Below are 15,483 nucleotides of genomic sequence, written 5' to 3' on the forward strand. Positions count from 1 at the left end.
AAAAAACGGCGCCGCGTGGGCGCCGTTTAGGCAAGGTTCAGGCTGCGCGCATCAGTCGGCGGCGTGACCTTGCTCAGGCAGGCGTTCGCCGTCCAGCCAGGCGGCGCCATCGCGCATTGCCAGGCGGCCATCGACGAACCAGCTCACCACCAGCGGGTAGATCGTGTGTTCCTGGGTTTGCACCCGTTCAATCACGTCATCTTCTTCGTCGTCAGCGAAAATTGGCACCTTGGCCTGCAAAATCACCGGGCCGCCGTCGAGCTGTTCGGTCACGAAGTGCACCGAGGTGCCGTGTTCGCTGTCGCCGTTGTCGATGGCCTGACGGTGGGTATGCAGACCCGGGTATTTCGGCAGCAGGGAAGGGTGGATGTTCAGCATGCGGCCGGCATAGCGCTGCACGAACTGCGGGCTGAGGATGCGCATGTAGCCGGCCAGCACCACCAGATCGGGCTGGTACTGGTCGATGGCGTCCGCCAACGCGGCGTCGAACGCCGCGCGATCGGCGTAAGCCTTGGCATCCAGCGCCTGGGCGGCGATGCCCGCCGCTTCGGCGCGTTGCAGGCCGTAAGCCTGCGCCTTGTTGCTGAACACCGCCACGATCTCGGCGGCGATGCGGCCCTGCTGGCAGGCGTCAATCAGCGCCTGGAGATTGCTCCCCTGGCCGGAGACCAACACCACGATCTTTTTCATCAGTTGATGACCACTTGTTGTTCGGCGGAAGAGGCGGTCAGTTTACCGATTTTCCACGCTTTTTCACCTGCCGCGGTCAGCAGCGCGATGGCCGCTTCCACTTCGGCTTCCGGCAGGGCGATGACCATGCCTACGCCGCAGTTGAAGGTGCGGTACATTTCATGACGGCTGACGTTGCCGGCCTGCTGCAGCCAGGTGAACACTGCCGGCCACTGCCAGCTGGCTTCGTCGATCACCGCCTGCATGCCTTCCGGCAGCACGCGTGGAATGTTTTCCCAGAAGCCGCCGCCGGTGAGGTGAGCGATGGCGTGTACGTCCGCCTTCTCGATCAGCTCCAGCACGGACTTCACGTAAATTTTGGTCGGCGCCAGCAGGTGGTCGGCCAGCGGTTTGCCTTCCAGCTGGGTGGCGGTCGGATCGGTGTTGCTCACTTCCAGGATTTTGCGCACCAGCGAGTAGCCGTTGGAGTGCGGGCCGGAAGCGCCCAGGGCGATCAGCGCGTCGCCGGACTGCACTTTGCTGCCGTCGATGATCTCGGATTTTTCGACCACGCCGACGCAGAAACCGGCCACGTCGTAGTCTTCGCCGTGGTACATGCCTGGCATTTCAGCGGTTTCGCCACCCACCAGCGCACAACCGGACTGTTTGCAGCCTTCGGCGATGCCGGTGATCACGCTGGCCGCGGTGTCCACATCTAGCTTGCCGGTGGCGTAGTAGTCGAGGAAGAACAGCGGCTCGGCGCCCTGAACCACCAGATCGTTGACGCACATCGCCACCAGATCGATGCCGATGGTGTCGTGGCGTTTCAGATCCATCGCCAGACGCAGCTTGGTGCCCACGCCGTCGGTACCGGAAACCAGCACCGGCTCGCGGTATTTCTGCGGCAACGCACACAGGGCGCCAAACCCGCCCAGACCGCCCATCACTTCCGGGCGACGGGTCTGTTTAACTACACCTTTGATGCGATCTACCAATGCGTTGCCTGCATCGATATCGACACCTGCGTCTTTATAGCTGAGAGAGGTTTTGTCGGTCACTGCGCGATTCCCCACGACGATTTGCGGTTTGAAAACTGTGCTTCCGATGTTGATTCCGGAATAAGGCGCGGCAATTCTAACAGCGCAGGCAAACGTTTGCGAGCGGCTTGTGAACCGGCTCTGCTTTTTCGTCATCTATACTGATATTCAAACTTTTGTTGATCCCGATCGGGCTATTGTGGGTGGCGCGGCGAAAAAAAGGAGGTATAATCCCGCGATTTTTTTGGCCGCAACCACCTTAATAGGAGAAAAATGATGAAGATCGTTGAGGTGAAACACCCGCTGGTAAAACACAAGCTTGGCCTGATGCGCGAAAATGACATCAGCACCAAACGCTTCCGTGAGCTGGCCTCAGAAGTGGGTAGTTTACTGACCTATGAAGCGACCGCCGATCTGGAGACGGAAAAAGTCACCATCGAAGGCTGGTGCGGGCCAGTTGAAGTGGAACAGATCAAAGGGAAAAAGATTACCGTGGTGCCGATCCTGCGTGCAGGCCTGGGCATGATGGAAGGGGTGCTGGAGCACGTGCCGAGCGCGCGCATCAGCGTGGTGGGCGTTTACCGCGACGAAGAAACCCTGGAGCCGGTGCCGTACTTCCAGAAATTGGTTTCCAACATCGAAGAGCGCATGGCGCTGGTTGTCGACCCGATGCTGGCCACCGGCGGTTCGATGATCGCCACTATCGATCTGCTGAAGAAAGCCGGCTGCCACAGCATCAAGGTGCTGGTCCTGGTGGCGGCGCCGGAAGGCATCGCCGCGCTGGAGAAAGCGCACCCGGACGTTGAGCTGTACACCGCCTCCATCGATCAGTGCCTGAACGACAAGGGCTACATCGTGCCTGGCCTGGGCGACGCGGGCGACAAGATATTTGGTACTAAGTAAACATTTGAGCCGACTTAACGAGTCGGCTTTTTTTTGACTAAAACCTATAAAACCAATAAACCGAGGAAAAGCACACATGACCCGTCGCGCCATCGGCGTCAGCGAGCGCCCGCCGCTGCTCCAGACCATTCCGCTCAGCTTCCAGCACCTGTTCGCCATGTTCGGCGCCACCGTGCTGGTGCCTATCCTGTTCAAGATCAACCCGGCGACCGTGCTGCTGTTCAACGGCATCGGCACGTTGCTGTATCTGTTCATCTGTAAAGGCAAGATCCCGGCCTACCTCGGTTCCAGCTTCGCGTTTATCTCGCCGGTGCTGCTGCTGTTGCCGCTCGGTTACGAAGTGGCGTTGAGCGGTTTCATCATGTGCGGCGTGCTGTTCTGCCTGGTGGCGCTGATCGTGAAAAAGGCCGGCACCGGCTGGCTGGACGTGATGTTCCCGCCGGCGGCGATGGGGGCGATCGTCGCCGTCATCGGGCTGGAGCTGGCGGGCGTGGCGGCCAACATGGCGGGGCTGCTGCCGGCGGAAGGCACCAGCGCCGACTCGACCACCATCACCATTTCGCTGGTGACGCTGGCGGTCACAGTGCTCGGCTCGGTGCTGTTCCGCGGTTTTCTGGCAATTATCCCGATCCTGATCGGCGTGCTGGTGGGCTATGCGCTGTCGTTCTTCATGGGCGTGGTGGATTTGACCCCGATCCGCGAGGCGCACTGGTTCGCGCTGCCGACCTTCTACACCCCGCGCTTTGAGTGGTTCGCCATCTTCACCATTCTGCCGGCGGCGCTGGTGGTGATCGCCGAGCATGTCGGCCACCTGGTGGTGACCGCCAACATCGTGAAAAAAGACCTGATCCGCGATCCGGGGCTGCACCGCTCGATGTTCGCCAACGGTATCTCGACGGTGTTCTCCGGCTTCTTCGGTTCCACGCCGAACACCACCTACGGCGAGAACATCGGCGTGATGGCCATCACCAAGGTCTACAGCACCTGGGTGATCGGCGGCGCGGCGGTGCTGGCGATCCTGCTGTCCTGCATCGGCAAGCTGGCGGCGGCGATCCAGGCGGTGCCGGTGCCGGTGATGGGCGGCGTTTCCCTGCTGCTGTACGGCGTGATCGGCGCCTCGGGCATTCGCGTGCTGATCGAATCCAAAGTGGATTACAACAAGGCGCAAAACCTGATTCTGACCTCGGTGATCCTGATCATCGGCGTGAGCGGCGCCAAGGTACATATCGGCGCGGCGGAGCTGAAAGGCATGGCGCTGGCGACCATCGTCGGCATTGGCCTGAGCCTGCTGTTCAAGGTCATCAGCCTGTTCCGCAAGGAAGAAGAGGTGCTCGACGCGCCGGACGAACCGGCGGAGCAGAAGTAACGAAAAGGGCAGCCCAGGGGCTGCCCTTTTTATTCGTGTTTCTGCATTTATATCCGTTGGGATAAAGTAGCTGATAGCATTAACAACATCGGTTAAAAGGAAAGAGGGCATGGAGTACTACGGCTATATTTTGCTCAAATTTGTGATTGGCTTTGTCATTGTTATCACCCACCTGAACCTGTCGGGAAAGACCCAGCTATCGCAGATGACCCCAGTAGATTTTATCGGTAACTTTGTGCTCGGGGGCATTATTGGGGGCGTTATCTATAGCGACAGCATCCCCTTGTACCAGTATGTCGTTGTATTACTTATCGGTGTAGGGCTAATTTCTCTGTTGAATGCAATCAGTAAACATTGCAACTTCTTTCGTTCGGTCACTATAGGCAACCCGATACCAATTATAAAAAACGGCCGCTTTTTGATGGAAAATATTTTAGCCAAGAAAAATAAAATCGACATCTTGAACGTTTCCTCACAGCTGCATGCGCAGGGGATTCACGCCTTTCAGGAGATTGTCTATGCGCAAATTGAGCCGGGCGGCCAGATCACTGCGGTATGCGAGGGAAATGAACTGCCTTCAGTTATCATTATGAAAAATGGCAGGGCCAGGCCTTATGAGCTGCAGGAGATTAGTAAAGATGAGGAGTGGTTGAACCAAACTATCCGTGAACATGGCATAGAGCCGAAAGATATTTTTATTGCTGAGTTTTGGGACGGTAGGACAGCATTCATTCTTAATGACGGACGTATAGTTAAATAGTGAAAAAGGGGAGCCTCAGCTCCCCAATGTCATATTAGCTGCGAATTTTGCGGTACACGAACAGCACCACGATGGCGCCGATAACCGCTACCACGAAGCTGCCGAAGTTGAAGCCGTCAACCTTGCCGTAGCCGAAGAAGGTGCTGATATAGCCGCCGACTACGGCGCCGATGATCCCCAGCACAACGGTCAGGATAAAGCCGCCGCCGTCTTTGCCGGGCATGATCCACTTAGCCAAAATACCGGCGATTAGGCCGAAGATAATCCAGGAAATAATCCCCATTTACTGCTCCTTTCTTTTGTGGCTGAGAATAGCTTACTGCTGGGTGGCCGGCTGCTTGTTGCCGTTCACCGCCGCATCGGTCTCTTGTTTCAACTCTTGCGCTTTGTTTTCGGCGCTGTTCTTGATGGCTTCGGTCTTCGCCTTGGCCTGCTCGGTTAGATCGTTAGCGCCGTTGATGGCGTCGTTTTTGATGGCCTTGGCCTGATCCACCAGCTGCTGGCTTTGTTTGCCGGCGTCATCCTTGATCGCGGCGGCCTTGGCCTTGGCGTCGTTGGTGATGGCGTCGGCCTGCTTGGCGGCTTCATCTTTAATCGCCGAGGCTTTGTCCTTCAGCTGGTCAGCCTGCGTGGCGGCCTCTTTTTTGATTTCATCCGCCGTCGCTTTCGCCTTGTCCGTCAGATCGTCCGCTTTTTTCTGGGCGGCGTCTTTCATCTGCTCGGCGCTGTCTTTGGCTTTATCCAGGTTGGCGTCAACCTTGGAAGAGTCATCACAGCCGGCAACCAACAACCCGATAAAGGAGGCTAACAGCACTTTATTCCATACTTTCATCGTCTATATCCTTGCAGAAACCTTGTTGATGGTGATTGCGTTTTGCCTACCTATACTAGGTCAGGTTTTACTTAAATTACAAATTTAACCTGCTTAGGCATGGGGTTAGGGTTTGATATCAGACTATTCTTGCCGGTGAGGGAGCCGCAATCGATTAAACGGCGCTAAGGCATTGCTCACTATTGCGGCATAAGATCCTGCCGGTTCAACAGCGCCCGTTTTCTGTGTTAAACTGCCCGCGTTTTTCTGCCAGTTTTGGTTGAGGTGCTTCTCTGAATACGCCGGCACAGCTTTCACTGCCACTTTATCTTCCCGATGATGAAACTTTCGCCAGTTTTTATCCGGGCGAGAACCCATCCCTATTAGCCGCGATCCAATCCGCCGTCCGTCAGGAACATGGCAGCTATATCTATTTTTGGTCGCGTGAAGGCGGCGGGCGCAGCCATCTGCTGCATGCGGCCTGCGCCGAGCTTTCGCAGAAGGGGGAAGCGGTGGGCTATGTGCCGCTCGACAAACGCGCTTACTTCGTGCCCGAAGTGTTGGACGGCATGGAGCAGCTGGCGCTGGTTTGCATCGACAATATCGAATGCATCGCCGGCGACGAAGAGTGGGAGATGGCGATCTTCAACCTCTACAACCGCATCTTGGAAACCGGCCGCACCCGTTTGTTCATCACCGGAGATCGTCCGCCGCGTCAGCTGAACCTGCGCTTACCGGATCTGGCTTCGCGCCTGGACTGGGGACAAATCTACAAGCTGCAGCCGCTGTCGGACGAAGAGAAACTGCTGGCGCTGCAGCTGCGCGGCAAACTGCGCGGCTTCGAGTTGCCGGAAGACGTGGGCCGCTTCCTGTTGAAACGGCTGGATCGCGAGATGCGCACGCTGTTTATGACACTCGATCAGCTCGATCGCGCCTCGATCACCGCCCAGCGCAAGCTGACCATCCCGTTCGTTAAAGAGATCCTGGGGCTGTAGCGAGCCATCAAGTCTGTTTTTCCGCGTGTTCCAGCAGGGAGCAGTAGTGCTCAACCTGCTGGCGTTGCCGATCGCTTCGCAGTTGCAAAGCGAGATTGATATGTTCCAGACACTGCGCATTGTCTGCAAGACGTGGGTCGATTTTCCCCTGCTGTGCCAACCAGGCCGCCACGTCAGCCCAGCGCCATAACGGTGAGGTGCCGCCGAGCCGTTGAATAGGGGAAGGGAAGCCGCCGGGGCCGCGAGTCCCGTCTTTTAGCATGGCGATCGCCTGACGCGACAGTTCAGTGAGCTCGGCAATATCACTTAATCCCACCAGGCTGGAGTCTACTGATATCACCTTGGCGCCAATATTTGCAGACTCAATATCGCTGATGGCGCTGCAAATTGCGTGGGCAAAGTTTTCGCTTTCTCGATCAAACTCGAGGTAGACGGCTTTACCGTAGAAACAGATCAGTGCGTCATCGCATCCCGCCGCATACAGCGCATCCTCCAACCCGGTGGTATCGGCGGTGACCCCACCCAGCGTCAATGCGAAATGATAGAGCGTCATGGTGATTCTCCGGTTATTTTTTCTGCGACAGCGCCAGGCAGTGATCGACTTTGCGCCGGATCTGTTTGGCATGCAGCTCGGGATTTTTCGGCGTGCTCCAGATGCTCATCATATGTTCTTGATGACCGACAAAGGCGCAATGCAATCGGCCAAAAGCATGCCCCTTGCTGGGACGAAAATGCCAGCCCTGAGAAAGGGCGTAATCTAACGCCGCCTGGATATGCTTGTCTGGGTGTTTTTTCATCGCTCGTCCAGTGATGCGATCAGAGTAGATGGGGTGTTGACGGTTGTCAACGCTTGTCTTGCCGTAAGGCTCGACATTTGTGCAGCATAGCAGCAGGAGAAGCGGGGGATGGTGAAAAGTATTTATATAACAACCAATTAAAAATAGCCCTATTCAGGGCTATTGGTATTTTGCGGTTCAATAAGAGACTTGCCGGACGATTACAAAATCTCCAGCACCTGCTCCGGCGGCCGGCCGATGCGCGCCTTGCTGCCTTTCACCACGATCGGGCGTTCGATCAGTTTCGGGTTCGCCGTCATCGCCGCCAGCAGCTGCTCTTCGCTCAGGCTGTCGTCCGCCAGCTTCAATTCCTTGTACAGATCTTCTTTCTTGCGCATCAGGTCGCGCGCGGATGTGAAGCCTAATTCTTTCAACAGTTTTTTCAGCTCATCGGCCGACGGGGGCGTTTCAAGATACAGCACCACCTTGGGATCGACACCGTGCTGCTCCAGCAGCGCCAGGGTTTCACGGCTCTTGGAGCAGCGCGGGTTGTGGTAAATCGTGACGTTTTTCATGGCGTTCATTCCTTGTTGAATCAGCTGCGCTGGTATTGGCGGAAGCGCTGTTGCAGTTGGCGCAGCTGGTCGATGCGCGCATCGTAGCGCGCCTGTTTCAGGCTGCCGAGTTTCTGCAGCGAGCTGGCATTGCTGAGCAGGCCGATGGCCTGATCGAGCCGGCCGGTCAGCGCCAGGCTTTCGGCGCGGGCCGACAGCTCTTCATCGCGCAGCCCCTGGGCGGCGCTGGCCTGCGCCAGCAGATCCCAGCCGTTCGGATCGTCCGGATGGGCAAAGGTATAGCGGTTCAGGATCTTCGAGGCCTGCGCCGGCTGGTTGCCTTCGACATAGGCATTGGCCAGGTTGAGCTGCAGCACTGGGTTATTGTTCTGGGCGGCGTTGGCCGCCTGCAGGCGGGCGATGGCCTGTGGCGCGCGTTTCTGGCCGAGATCGATGTCGGTCATCAGGTCGATCAGCCAGACGTTTTTCGCATCCTGCGCCAGCATCGGCTGAATGATGTTGCGCGCGTCGTCGTATTTTTTCGCTTCATAGAACAGGATGGCGCGGCCGTATTTGGCGGCCGCCTGTTCGCGCACGTTGCCCTTGCTGAGCGAGCCGAGCAGCTCTTCGTTCAGGCCATAGCCTTCCGAGCTGTACATACCCAGTGCGCGTACCTTGGCCATCAGGTAGTCCTGTGAAGACTGCACGATGTGTTTCGGCATCTGGTTGGCGCGGTTGCGCGCGTCGGAGAGGCGGCTGTCCGGCAAGGGGTGCGTCAGCAGCATTTCCGGCGGTTTGGAGGCATAGCGCGACTGATCCGAGAGTTTTTGCAGGAAGTCGGGCATCGCTTCGGGATCAAAACCGGCGCGCTGCAGCACCTGAATGCCGATGCGGTCGGCTTCCTGTTCGTTCGACTGGGTAAAGCTGATCATGCCCTGCTGGGTGCCGGCCAGGGTGCCGCTCAGCGCCGCCATGCCCATGGTCGGGTTGGCCATCGCCAGCAGGATCGAGCCGAGTGCGCCCACCCAGGTTAGCGGGGCGTTGCGCTGCTGATCTTCCATGGCGCGCGCCAGGTGGCGCTGGGTGACGTGCGAGATTTCGTGTGCCAGCACCGAAGCCAGCTGGCTTTCGTTGTCGCTGACGCGGAACAGCGCGGAGTGCAGCACCACGTTGCCGCCGAAGAAGGCGAAGGCGTTGATCTCGTCGTTGCGCACCAGATAGAAATGGAACGGCGTGCGCACTGAATAGGCGCTGGCCACCAGGCGGTTGCCCAGCTGGTTGATGTACTGGCTCAGCAGCGGATCGTTGATCAGCGGGGCGCTGGCGCGCAACTGGCGCACGTAGAAATCGCCCATCGCCAGCTCTTGTCCGATGCTCAGGGTGCCGCCGGCGGAGGTGCCCATGTCCGGCAACTGGTCCTGGCTTTCCGCCTGTGCTGGCGCCAGGGCGGTGGCGTTCAGCGTGCCGAGCAGCAGCACCGCTAACGCGGTTTTGGTCAACCGGTTGGTCATAGTCAGGCGTTTCCCTTAAATAATCATTTCTAAGACGTCAGCAGCAGACAAGAGTTCTTTATTCCCACGGCGCAAGCCGCGTGAAAGTGCGGCGGCTCACAAACCGCGGCGGCGGCACCCATCACATCATAGTCAGCCGCAGGCGACAAGGAAACGTTAGCCGGGCGCGGATCGGGCAAAAAAGTTTTATTTTTCATTTTGAAGGGCGCTTTCTGCGTCGCCGGCGGCCTGCATTGTCAATAAAACACGGACAAAGTTGATCCGCGTTTTATTGACAAGATAAACGCAGACTCATATAGTCTGCGTTATTGAAGGTTCATTGACGGTCGAAAACGGACATATGGCGTACATCACAACCAGCGTTGAATATGGCATCCACTGCCTGCTGTGGCTGGTCGGCGATAACCAGCGCGCGCTCAGCAGCCGCGAACTCGCCGAGTTGCAGGGCATCTCCCCCAGCTTTCTGGCCAAGATTTTCCCCAAGCTGGAAAAGGCGGGGATCGTCGCCGCCAGCGAAGGGGTGCGTGGCGGCTACCGGCTGGCCCGCCCGGCGGACGAGATCAGTTTTCTGGCAATCATCGACGCCATCGAGGGGCACAAGCCGCTGTTCGATTGCCAGGAGGTGCGCGGGCGCTGCGCGGTGTTCGATGACTCCCCGCCGGATTGGGCGATCTCCGGCAAATGCGCTATCCATGCGGTGATGCTGCAGGCGGAGAAGGCGATGCGCGATGCGCTGGCGGCGCAGACCCTCGGCGCCGTCGCCGCCCGCTTTGGCCGCAAGGCGCCGCAGGGCTTCTTCGGCGAGGTCAACCTCTGGCTCGACGAGCGCATGACGGAACGCACCGCGCGCAGCGGCAAAACGGCGCGCGCCAAGACCTAATCGCCGCCTTTCCTTAAAAAAGCGAAATACACTTTTTCCCGCCTCTTCGGAAGGGGCGGGCGGGCCTTCTGCACCCTGTTACGGGAGCGGAACGGCATCGTTCATCCGAAAAAACTGCGGGCAGCCTTGTCGCCCGGTTAACCCTGTATGAAGGAGTCATCCCATGACGCAGAAAATAGTGATTGCCGGTTCCGGTTTTGCCGGTTTTTGGGCCGCCGTGTCCGCCATGCGCGCCATTACCCTTGCCGGTAAGCATGAGGATATCGAGGTGCTCATGGTCTCACCGACCCCAACGGTCACCATCCGGCCACGCCTGTATGAAGCGGTGCTGGAAAACATGAACCCGGACATTTCCGCGCAGCTCGCCGCCGTCGGCGTACGGCACCTGGCCGGGACGGTAGAGGGCATCGATGCCGCCGCCAAAACGCTCACGGTGGCGCAGGTGACGGGGGAAGCCCTTGAATTGGTTTACGACCGCTTGGTGTGGGCCACCGGCAGTCGGCTGTCTGTCCCGCCGGTACCGGGTTTTGCCGAATACGGTTTCAACGTCGATACGCTGGAAAGCGCGCAGCGTCTGGATGCTCATATTAAAGCGCTGGCGGCTAAACCGTCGACGCCGGCGCGCAACACCGCCGTGGTGGTGGGGGCGGGGCTGACCGGGCTGGAGAGCGCGGCAGAGATGCCGCAGCGGCTGCGCGATGCGCTGGGGCAAGAAGAGAACGTGCGCGTGGTGATCGTCGATACCGCGCCGGAAGTGGGTGCAGGAATGGGGGCCGAGCCGGGGGCGGTGATACGCCAGGCGCTGGCGGAGTGCGGCGTGGAAGCGCGGGCCGGCCTGCGCGTTTCGGCTATCGATGCCGAGGGAGTGATGCTGTCGAACGGTGAACGCATCGCTGCCAACACGGTGATCCTGGCGGCGGGCGTGCGGGCTCACCCGCTGACCGAACAGATCCCCGGCGAGCGTGACGGCAGTGGCCGAGTGATCGGCGACGCCTTCCTGCGCGCGCCGGCGGCGGCGGGCATTTTCGTGACCGGCGATACGGTGAAGGCGGCGACCGACGATCTCGGTAACCACAACCTGATGACCTGCCAGCATGCACTGAGCCTTGGCCGCGTGGCCGGCCACAATGCGGCGGCGGAGCTGACGGGCTTGCCGACGCACCCTTACAGCCAGCCGAAGTATGTGACCTGCCTGGACCTGGGCCCCTGGGGCGCGCTGTATACCGAAGGCTGGCAGCGTCAGGTGCGCTTTACCCGTGAGGAAGGCAAAAAGATTAAGCAGGAGATCAACACGCAGTGGATTTACCCACCGGCGGCGGATCGCGAGGCGCTGTTTGCCGTCGCCAATCCGGATTTCGTGATTGTGCCTTAAAGAAAAGAGAAAACGGGAGCGGCAACGCTCCCGTCGTCATTGGCCCAGCGGCAGGAACGAGCGCTCCGGCACCACGGTTTTCATCACCAGCGTGGAGCTCAGGCGCTGCACGCCCGGCAGAGCGGAGAGTTTCTCGTCGTAAAGCTGCTGGAAGGCGGGCAGATCGCGGGCGATCACGTGCAGCAGATAGTCGGGATCGCCAAACAGCCGCTGTGCCTGCACCACCTGCGGAATGTCCACCATGGCGTTTTCGAAGGTTTCAACGGCGCGGCGATCGCCTTCGCGCATGGTGACGAACACCAGGGCGGAAAAGTTATAGCCCAGGCTGCCGGGATCGAGCTGGGCGCGGTAACCCCTGATCACCCCGGACTCCTCTAATGCGCGCACTCGGCGGTGGCAGGGGGACACGCTCAAACCGATCCGCTCGGCAAGCTCGGTCACCGACAAACGGCCGTCAACCTGCAGTTCAGCAAGAATCTTGCGATCAATCTTATCCATTTGGAAAAATTTCCCCGCTTATGCCAGTTTCAGGCAAGTAATTGAAAGCACATTTTAACGCCTTGAGGATATTCTTGCCATCTGTTGAACGGTTTTGACGGCCAGCATGGCAGGCGGAGGCCGTTCTTCTTCCAAGAGGAAAGCGCAATGGTTCTTTGTTCGGAATGGCGCGGCGCGTTTGAGCGGGTGCCGGCATGACGCTCGCTCTGTTCGCCGCTTTTTGGGCGGTGTCGATTTTGTTGGTGATCACGCCGGGTATGGATTGGGCCTATGTGATCTCGGCGGGCATTCGCGGCCGGGTGGTGGTGCCCGCCGTCGCCGGTTTGCTGTTCGGCCACCTGCTGATGATTGCGATCGTGGTGGCGGGCGTCGGTGCGCTGCTGGTCGGCAACCCGCTGGCGCTGACGGCGCTCACCTTGCTGGGAGCGGCTTATCTGTTGTGGATCGGTTTCAACATGCTGCTGCACCCGCCGGTGCCCGGCGCCGGTGAAGATCAGCGTTCCGATTCCTGGCTGCGCTGGGCCGGCAAGGGCGTGTGCGTCAGCGGCCTGAATCCCAAGGTGTTTCTGCTGTTTCTGGCGCTGCTGCCGCAGTTTACCGACGCCAGGGCCGAATGGTCGGTGCCGATGCAGATGCTGGCGTTGGGCGTGGTGCATTTGATCAGCTGCGGCCTGGTGTATCTGCTGGTGGGATTCGGTTCGCAGTCGGTGCTGCGCACGCGCCCGCAGGCTGCGAAGGTGGTGGGGCGCATCTCCGGCGCGGCGATGATCGTCATCGCCCTCGGGCTGCTGGCCGAGCAGGCGCTGAAATAGTGGTTCGAAAGGCCCGCTGGCGCGGGCCAGGCGGTATCAGGCTCTGACGGCGAGCAGCACCGATGAGGCTTTGATCAGGGCAATGGCGCGCGAACCGTTCTTCAGCGCCATCTCCTGCAGGCTTTCATTGGTGATCACCGACGTCAGCACAAAACCGGCATCCGCTTTGAGGTGTACGGTGCTGTTGACTGCGCCGTGCTCAACCGCAATCACTTCCCCGGCAAACTGGTTGCGGGCGGAAAAACGCAAACCGCAATCCTCTGTCGCCAGGATCACCCACGGCGCTTTAATCAGCGCGACGGCCTCTTTGCCGACGCTTAACCCCAGCGACTGTTGGCTTTGTACCGTGACGATGGCCACCAGTTTTTCACCGCCCTGCAATGCGATCTCCACTTCGTCATTGACGGCGCCTTTGGCGACGGCGGACACGGTACCGGTGAATTGGTTACGGGCTGAAACGGGCATAGACTCTCCTTGAAAGGGGCAAACGGTAAAATTTTTCGCCAGCATGCACCCTAACCGCCGCGATTGCCAATGCCGCGGGGAAAGAGTGTGAGCAGAGCGAGCTTACTTAAAAATTAACGCCGATAGATGTCCGGCCGGGCGATCTGCCAAACAAAATCGGGACGATTGATGGCGCTATAGCCCACTTTTTCATAGAGCCAGGGGGCGGTGCTGGTGACCAGCATGATTCGCCGCAGCGTCGCCATCAGCGGATGGGCCTGGCAACATTCCGCCAGCCACAGACCCAGCCCGCTTTTTTGGTACGTTTCCAGCACGTACACGTCGCACAGATAGCCGAAGGTGGCGTAATCGGTGACCAGCCGGGCGAAACCGATTTGTCTGGTGCCGTGATACAAACCGAAGCACAGGCTGTGGGCGAGGGACTGGCGAACGGTCTCTTTATCAATGCCTTCCGCCCATGACGAACGGGTCAGAAATGCATGGATGGCGTCAAGATCCAGCAGGGCGGGCTCGGTGCTGACGAGATAGTCAGCACGCCGCCACTCCCGTGGGTCAGAGGTTGTCATGAGGGGGCTTCTCCTGTTGTCTGCTTGTTTGCCGTTAAGTGTCTGTACGCAGGGTGAGGCAGTCTCTCGACGGTGTAAGGCGAGATAATCATGCCCGGCACCGCGGTCGATAGCTGACGTATTGGCTTTGATAATACGAGATACCGCCATGACTTTTAGAGAGCGAAGGAAAATAATTACGCTTGATTGCGTAAATAATAATGAGTATGTTTCTCATTCTCTTTGTTGTTCGCGGGCGCATGAAGGAGTTATTAGCCTGCATTAGCGTGATAGTTGATTCACAGGGAAACACTGAGACGCGCGGTGGCGCTCATTTCTCGTTATGAGAAAGCTCAAAACTAAACTGCAGAGCCCCCGTTAACGCCGTTTTAAATGGTCAAGGATTTCCCCGATGAAAATGAAAATCTCTGTGCTCGCCCTGCTGACGGGTATGGCGCTAAGCGGCTGCGCGCCGCACCAAACCACTTCCTCTTCCCCTGCCGTGCAACCTCTCGCGCCAGCGGCGCAATCCGACAGCGTCGTCAAACGCCAACTGGCTTATGGTTTGTATGAAATGGCGCTGACGCCAGGGGGAGATGCGCTGTACGTCGCCAGCGCCGAAAGTTTTAAAGATGTACAGGGGGGCGTGGTCTATAAGCTGGACGCCAAGACCCTGAAAACCCTTGGCACGACGCATACCGATCTGAAAAATTTCGCCATGCAGGCCTCTGCGGATGGAAAAACCCTTTATGTCAGCAATTCGCTGGACGGCGGTATCAGCGCAATCGGCGCCGCCGACGGTAAGGTGAAAGGACGTTTGTTGTTCAGCGAGCGCAATGAGAAAGGGTTGCCGTATGGTGCGCGCCAAATTCTGGCTCACAACAATACGCTGTATGTGGGGGCGGTGGCCGATCCGGCGCAAATTTGGGTGGTTGACGCCGAAACGCTCAAGCTGAAAACGCGCATTAAAAATACCGGCAAATGGATGACCGGCCTGCATTACTCCGAACAGACCCAACGTGTGTATGCCGCCAATGGCAGCGGCGAGATCCTGGTGATCAACCCGCGTTCCAATCGCATCGAGAAACGCTGGAAACCGTTGGGAGACCAACCGGCACTGCTGCTTAATATGGCTGAAGACGAGGCTACCGGTCGTTTGTTCGTCACTGACAACTCCAAGGCGAAGACCACGCTGGTCTTGGATATTCATACCGGAAAATTATTGAAGCGGCTTGATGTGGGCGACTCTTTGGCTGTCGTTTTCAATTCACGGCGCAATGAAATTTATATCTCGCAGCGTGAATCCGGCAATGTACTGAGCCTGGATGCGACGACCTATGCGGTGAAACAGCGCTGGGCGCTGCCGCCGAATCCAAACAGCTTGCTGTTGTCGGCAGATGGCCAGACATTGTTCGTTACTGTCAAACAACCGTTTAACAAAGATCATTCCACTCAGGGGCCGGACAGCGTGGTTCGCATCGCGTTGAATCAATAAGCCCCATCGGCTCGGCGACGGGCCATTTAACTTT

The 15,483-nt window shown here is 58.6% G+C and carries 19 protein-coding genes; 8 read left to right on the forward strand and 11 right to left on the reverse strand.

What is annotated here, in order from left to right; translation table 11 throughout:
• Positions 1-51 precede the first annotated feature (51 nt).
• Together purN and purM are read right to left on the reverse strand one after the other, a co-directional pair.
• Entirely contained in the window at positions 52-690 is a 639-nt protein-coding gene (purN, locus tag FHU12_RS02965) for a phosphoribosylglycinamide formyltransferase (RefSeq protein WP_141967328.1), read from the reverse strand.
• Complete coding sequence (purM, locus tag FHU12_RS02970; protein WP_141967330.1) at positions 690-1,727, reverse strand: phosphoribosylformylglycinamidine cyclo-ligase; 1,038 nt, start codon at positions 1,725-1,727, stop codon at positions 690-692. Before purM ends, purN begins: the two co-directional genes overlap by 1 nt.
• A gap of 255 nt (positions 1,728-1,982) precedes the next feature.
• On the opposite strand from purM, the gene upp reads away from it, so the two are divergent.
• From upp to FHU12_RS02985, 3 genes are all read left to right on the forward strand, one after another.
• Entirely contained in the window at positions 1,983-2,609 is a 627-nt protein-coding gene (gene upp / locus FHU12_RS02975; RefSeq protein ID WP_038873707.1) for a uracil phosphoribosyltransferase, read from the forward strand.
• A gap of 76 nt (positions 2,610-2,685) precedes the next feature.
• Positions 2,686-3,975, forward strand: coding sequence for a uracil permease (uraA, locus tag FHU12_RS02980; RefSeq protein WP_141967332.1), 1,290 nt, complete (start codon positions 2,686-2,688; stop codon positions 3,973-3,975).
• Positions 3,976-4,084: 109 nt separating this feature from the next.
• Positions 4,085-4,735 carry a DUF421 domain-containing protein gene (locus FHU12_RS02985; RefSeq protein ID WP_019452427.1) on the forward strand — a complete coding sequence of 217 codons (651 nt, stop codon included), beginning with the start codon at positions 4,085-4,087 and terminating at the stop codon, positions 4,733-4,735.
• 34 nt (positions 4,736-4,769) lie between these two features.
• Here the strand turns inward: FHU12_RS02985 and FHU12_RS02990 are convergent, their stop codons facing one another.
• Positions 4,770-5,018 carry a GlsB/YeaQ/YmgE family stress response membrane protein gene (locus FHU12_RS02990; RefSeq protein WP_016926728.1) on the reverse strand — a complete coding sequence of 83 codons (249 nt, stop codon included), beginning with the start codon at positions 5,016-5,018 and terminating at the stop codon, positions 4,770-4,772.
• Positions 5,019-5,051: 33 nt separating this feature from the next.
• Positions 5,052-5,567 (reverse strand): E3 ubiquitin--protein ligase, encoded by a 516-nt coding sequence (locus FHU12_RS02995; RefSeq protein ID WP_141967334.1) that lies wholly within the window; start codon positions 5,565-5,567, stop codon positions 5,052-5,054.
• A 272-nt stretch (positions 5,568-5,839) separates the two neighbouring features.
• Between FHU12_RS02995 and hda the strand changes: the two genes are divergently transcribed.
• On the forward strand, positions 5,840-6,541 hold the full coding sequence (gene hda, locus FHU12_RS03000) for a DnaA inactivator Hda (RefSeq protein ID WP_025159568.1): 702 nt from the start codon (positions 5,840-5,842) through the stop codon (positions 6,539-6,541).
• A gap of 7 nt (positions 6,542-6,548) precedes the next feature.
• Here the strand turns inward: hda and FHU12_RS03005 are convergent, their stop codons facing one another.
• The 4 genes from FHU12_RS03005 to bepA form a co-directional block, all read right to left on the reverse strand.
• Positions 6,549-7,094 (reverse strand): helix-turn-helix transcriptional regulator, encoded by a 546-nt coding sequence (locus tag FHU12_RS03005; RefSeq protein WP_141967336.1) that lies wholly within the window; start codon positions 7,092-7,094, stop codon positions 6,549-6,551.
• Between the two features lie 13 nt (positions 7,095-7,107).
• Positions 7,108-7,338 (reverse strand): hypothetical protein, encoded by a 231-nt coding sequence (locus FHU12_RS03010; protein ID WP_074181238.1) that lies wholly within the window; start codon positions 7,336-7,338, stop codon positions 7,108-7,110.
• Between the two features lie 200 nt (positions 7,339-7,538).
• Positions 7,539-7,892: an arsenate reductase (glutaredoxin) gene (gene arsC, locus FHU12_RS03015; RefSeq protein ID WP_033648817.1), complete on the reverse strand. Its 354-nt coding sequence runs from the start codon at positions 7,890-7,892 to the stop codon at positions 7,539-7,541.
• Between the two features lie 20 nt (positions 7,893-7,912).
• Positions 7,913-9,382: a beta-barrel assembly-enhancing protease gene (bepA, locus tag FHU12_RS03020; RefSeq protein WP_038873698.1), complete on the reverse strand. Its 1,470-nt coding sequence runs from the start codon at positions 9,380-9,382 to the stop codon at positions 7,913-7,915.
• A 340-nt stretch (positions 9,383-9,722) separates the two neighbouring features.
• Here bepA and FHU12_RS03025 point away from each other — a divergent pair, with 340 nt between their 5' ends.
• Positions 9,723-10,262 carry an RrF2 family transcriptional regulator gene (locus FHU12_RS03025; RefSeq protein WP_141967338.1) on the forward strand — a complete coding sequence of 180 codons (540 nt, stop codon included), beginning with the start codon at positions 9,723-9,725 and terminating at the stop codon, positions 10,260-10,262.
• Between the two features lie 163 nt (positions 10,263-10,425).
• Entirely contained in the window at positions 10,426-11,634 is a 1,209-nt protein-coding gene (locus FHU12_RS03030) for an NAD(P)/FAD-dependent oxidoreductase (protein WP_141967340.1), read from the forward strand.
• 36 nt (positions 11,635-11,670) lie between these two features.
• Here FHU12_RS03030 and FHU12_RS03035 read toward each other — a convergent pair whose 3' ends face one another.
• Entirely contained in the window at positions 11,671-12,132 is a 462-nt protein-coding gene (locus tag FHU12_RS03035) for an Lrp/AsnC family transcriptional regulator (protein ID WP_060434434.1), read from the reverse strand.
• Between the two features lie 194 nt (positions 12,133-12,326).
• Here FHU12_RS03035 and FHU12_RS03040 point away from each other — a divergent pair, with 194 nt between their 5' ends.
• Positions 12,327-12,944 carry a LysE family translocator gene (locus FHU12_RS03040; RefSeq protein WP_004941674.1) on the forward strand — a complete coding sequence of 206 codons (618 nt, stop codon included), beginning with the start codon at positions 12,327-12,329 and terminating at the stop codon, positions 12,942-12,944.
• A gap of 36 nt (positions 12,945-12,980) precedes the next feature.
• Here FHU12_RS03040 and FHU12_RS03045 read toward each other — a convergent pair whose 3' ends face one another.
• Positions 12,981-13,409 carry a TOBE domain-containing protein gene (locus tag FHU12_RS03045; protein WP_141967342.1) on the reverse strand — a complete coding sequence of 143 codons (429 nt, stop codon included), beginning with the start codon at positions 13,407-13,409 and terminating at the stop codon, positions 12,981-12,983.
• A gap of 113 nt (positions 13,410-13,522) precedes the next feature.
• The gene (locus tag FHU12_RS03050) at positions 13,523-13,975 is read right to left on the reverse strand and encodes a GNAT family N-acetyltransferase (RefSeq protein ID WP_141967344.1); all 453 of its coding nucleotides are present in this window, start codon (positions 13,973-13,975) and stop codon (positions 13,523-13,525) included.
• A 391-nt stretch (positions 13,976-14,366) separates the two neighbouring features.
• On the opposite strand from FHU12_RS03050, the gene FHU12_RS03055 reads away from it, so the two are divergent.
• Entirely contained in the window at positions 14,367-15,449 is a 1,083-nt protein-coding gene (locus FHU12_RS03055; RefSeq protein ID WP_033644010.1) for a YncE family protein, read from the forward strand.
• Positions 15,450-15,483 lie beyond the last annotated feature (34 nt).

The organism is Serratia marcescens (assembly GCF_006715005.1).
GTDB classification, from domain to species: Bacteria; Pseudomonadota; Gammaproteobacteria; order Enterobacterales; family Enterobacteriaceae; genus Serratia; species Serratia montpellierensis.

Excerpts from the sequence above, each read along its gene's own strand:
- purN (WP_141967328.1), bottom strand. The coding sequence starts at position 690 with ATGAAAAAGATCGTGGTGTTGGTCTCCGGCCAGGGGAGCAATCTCCAG.
- upp (WP_038873707.1), top strand. The coding sequence starts at position 1,983 with ATGAAGATCGTTGAGGTGAAACACCCGCTGGTAAAACACAAGCTTGGC.
- uraA (WP_141967332.1), top strand. The coding sequence starts at position 2,686 with ATGACCCGTCGCGCCATCGGCGTCAGCGAGCGCCCGCCGCTGCTCCAG.
- FHU12_RS02985 (WP_019452427.1), top strand. The coding sequence starts at position 4,085 with ATGGAGTACTACGGCTATATTTTGCTCAAATTTGTGATTGGCTTTGTC.
- FHU12_RS02990 (WP_016926728.1), bottom strand. The coding sequence starts at position 5,018 with ATGGGGATTATTTCCTGGATTATCTTCGGCCTAATCGCCGGTATTTTG.
- FHU12_RS02995 (WP_141967334.1), bottom strand. The coding sequence starts at position 5,567 with ATGAAAGTATGGAATAAAGTGCTGTTAGCCTCCTTTATCGGGTTGTTG.
- FHU12_RS03005 (WP_141967336.1), bottom strand. The coding sequence starts at position 7,094 with ATGACGCTCTATCATTTCGCATTGACGCTGGGTGGGGTCACCGCCGAT.
- FHU12_RS03010 (WP_074181238.1), bottom strand. The coding sequence starts at position 7,338 with ATGAAAAAACACCCAGACAAGCATATCCAGGCGGCGTTAGATTACGCC.
- arsC (WP_033648817.1), bottom strand. The coding sequence starts at position 7,892 with ATGAAAAACGTCACGATTTACCACAACCCGCGCTGCTCCAAGAGCCGT.
- bepA (WP_038873698.1), bottom strand. The coding sequence starts at position 9,382 with ATGACCAACCGGTTGACCAAAACCGCGTTAGCGGTGCTGCTGCTCGGC.
- FHU12_RS03025 (WP_141967338.1), top strand. The coding sequence starts at position 9,723 with ATGGCGTACATCACAACCAGCGTTGAATATGGCATCCACTGCCTGCTG.
- FHU12_RS03030 (WP_141967340.1), top strand. The coding sequence starts at position 10,426 with ATGACGCAGAAAATAGTGATTGCCGGTTCCGGTTTTGCCGGTTTTTGG.
- FHU12_RS03035 (WP_060434434.1), bottom strand. The coding sequence starts at position 12,132 with ATGGATAAGATTGATCGCAAGATTCTTGCTGAACTGCAGGTTGACGGC.
- FHU12_RS03040 (WP_004941674.1), top strand. The coding sequence starts at position 12,327 with ATGACGCTCGCTCTGTTCGCCGCTTTTTGGGCGGTGTCGATTTTGTTG.
- FHU12_RS03045 (WP_141967342.1), bottom strand. The coding sequence starts at position 13,409 with ATGCCCGTTTCAGCCCGTAACCAATTCACCGGTACCGTGTCCGCCGTC.
- FHU12_RS03050 (WP_141967344.1), bottom strand. The coding sequence starts at position 13,975 with ATGACAACCTCTGACCCACGGGAGTGGCGGCGTGCTGACTATCTCGTC.
- FHU12_RS03055 (WP_033644010.1), top strand. The coding sequence starts at position 14,367 with ATGAAAATGAAAATCTCTGTGCTCGCCCTGCTGACGGGTATGGCGCTA.